Source organism: Pseudomonas quercus (assembly GCF_012033695.1).
Lineage (GTDB): Bacteria > Pseudomonadota > Gammaproteobacteria > Pseudomonadales > Pseudomonadaceae > Aquipseudomonas > Aquipseudomonas quercus.
This window is the reverse complement of sequence record NZ_JAAVJI010000040.1, coordinates 1-1,797: the sequence shown is the minus strand read 5'-3', so window position 1 is coordinate 1,797 and position 1,797 is coordinate 1. Positions and strand designations below refer to the sequence as shown.

General features: G+C 51.1%; 2 protein-coding genes. One reads left to right on the top strand and one right to left on the bottom strand.

The window, feature by feature from the left end; genetic code table 11:
* Positions 1–1,184 (bottom strand): hypothetical protein (locus HBH25_RS22925; RefSeq protein WP_246231506.1); only part of this gene is annotated, 1,184 nt, incomplete at its 3' end.
* Positions 1,185–1,397: 213 nt separating this feature from the next.
* Here HBH25_RS22925 and HBH25_RS22915 point away from each other — a divergent pair.
* A partial coding sequence (locus tag HBH25_RS22915; protein WP_178089122.1) for a transposase zinc-binding domain-containing protein occupies positions 1,398–1,797 on the top strand: 400 nt, incomplete at its 3' end.

Genomic DNA, 1,797 nt, shown 5'->3' with positions numbered 1-1,797 from the left:
CTGTCCTCAAACTCTTTTCGACTTAATCGAGGTTTTGTATAACTATCTGGTTCACTTTTGAGTAACGCTTCAGCTTGCTGCATTTCATTTTGATGTTCCTGCATGCTTTGGATGCTTTCAGCAAAACGTTGAGCTGGATCTTTTGGAGTATTTAAATTCGGATTATTATTGCTATAACCACTATAGGCTTCAGCCCCTATTGTCTCTGTTTGTTTGGCGTTGATCCTCGCTTCGTATTCTTCTCGACTCGGGCGTCTGCTTGGACCCGAATTCCCTGCCTCGACTTTGGCTTTGCTGGTCGGCACGCTGGTGCTGGCGTTAATCCTCGCTTCGTACTCTTCTCGACTTGGACGTCTGCTAGGGCCTGAATTCCCTGCCTCGACTTTGGCTTTGCTGGTCGGCACGCTGGTGCCGGCGTTAATCCTCGCTTCGTACTCTTCTCGACTTGGGCGTCTGCTAGGGCCTGAATTCCCTGCCTCGACTTTGGCTTTGCTGGTCGGCACGCTGGTGCCGGCGTTAATCCTCGCTTCGTATTCTTCTCGACTCGGACGTCTGCTAGGGCCTGAATTCCCCGTCTCGACTTTGGCTTTGCTGGTCGGCACGCTGGTGCCGGCATTAATTCTCGCTTCATATTCCTCACGGTTAGGCCGTTTTTTAGACGACCTATCCGTGGGAGAACTATCGCGTTGCGTTTGCTGAAAATGGCTTAATGCAACGCCTACGGAACTCAACATCAAACCTACGGGTGGCCGTTGAGGTAATGAGGAAGCAGCAGCATTGGATTGCGCGTTGGACTGAGAGGGTGAAGAGGAAGTAGCCACTGCAGCTGGTGAAGGATCCCACGGGTTAAGCTTACCAGCATTGTCTTGCATGTAAATCTTGGAAAGATTCAAGTCATTATTATGATCGGGCTCAAAGTTTAAGACAGGATGGTACGTTGAATTGCGCTCTGAAATTGCTGGTGCACCAAACATGTTGGCTCCCAACGAGGCCAATTCGAAAATTTTCCCGTTCTCGATACTAGCTCTGATGTGTTTACCAACGGAGCTGCTTGCTTTGTTTAACCAATCCATTGAACCCGCATTGATCCTGCGTGTAGAGCCGGAAATAGAAATTTTTCCCGCAGCTTGGGTTCCTGCTGCTAAAACCTTACTGGCGGTTGATGTGAGCAGACCTATGTTCATTGGGTAATCTCCATGCCGCTTGATGAGTGGCGATGCGCAATCAATGAGTTCCTTAAAGACACAGGATGGTAGGTAACCTTCTGATTTTTATTAGATAGTGACCTCTAAATGTAGGCACCTAGATTCAAAAATACTGGCGGGACTGGACAGCTTACCGCTGCATTGGCTTGTGCCTGACTTGAACCATCCAAAGCACCGTAACCCATAACCCTTATGGCTAGCAGCTTTAAACCCAGGCCTTTGAAACACCTGTTCACCGCCAACGGCTGCTGGGCAGGTTTGCTGGAGGCCGGCGGTCTGCGTGACATCGAAGTGGAGTCGGTGAGTAAAATGCTGGCCTGCGGCACCTCGATCCTGGGCGTGAAGCACTACACCTGCGCCAATGAGCGTTGCCCGCACGTCAAATACCTGTGCAATACCTGCCACTGCCGGGCCTGTCCCTCGTGCGGCAAAAAAGCCACCGATCAATGGATCGCCGTCCAACACAACCGCTTGCCTGATTGCGCCTGGTACCACCTGGTGTTCACGCTGCCCGACACACTGTGGCCGTTGTTCTTTCATAACCGTGGTTTGCTCGATGCATTGTGTCGGCTGGCCGCAGACAACCTGCTGT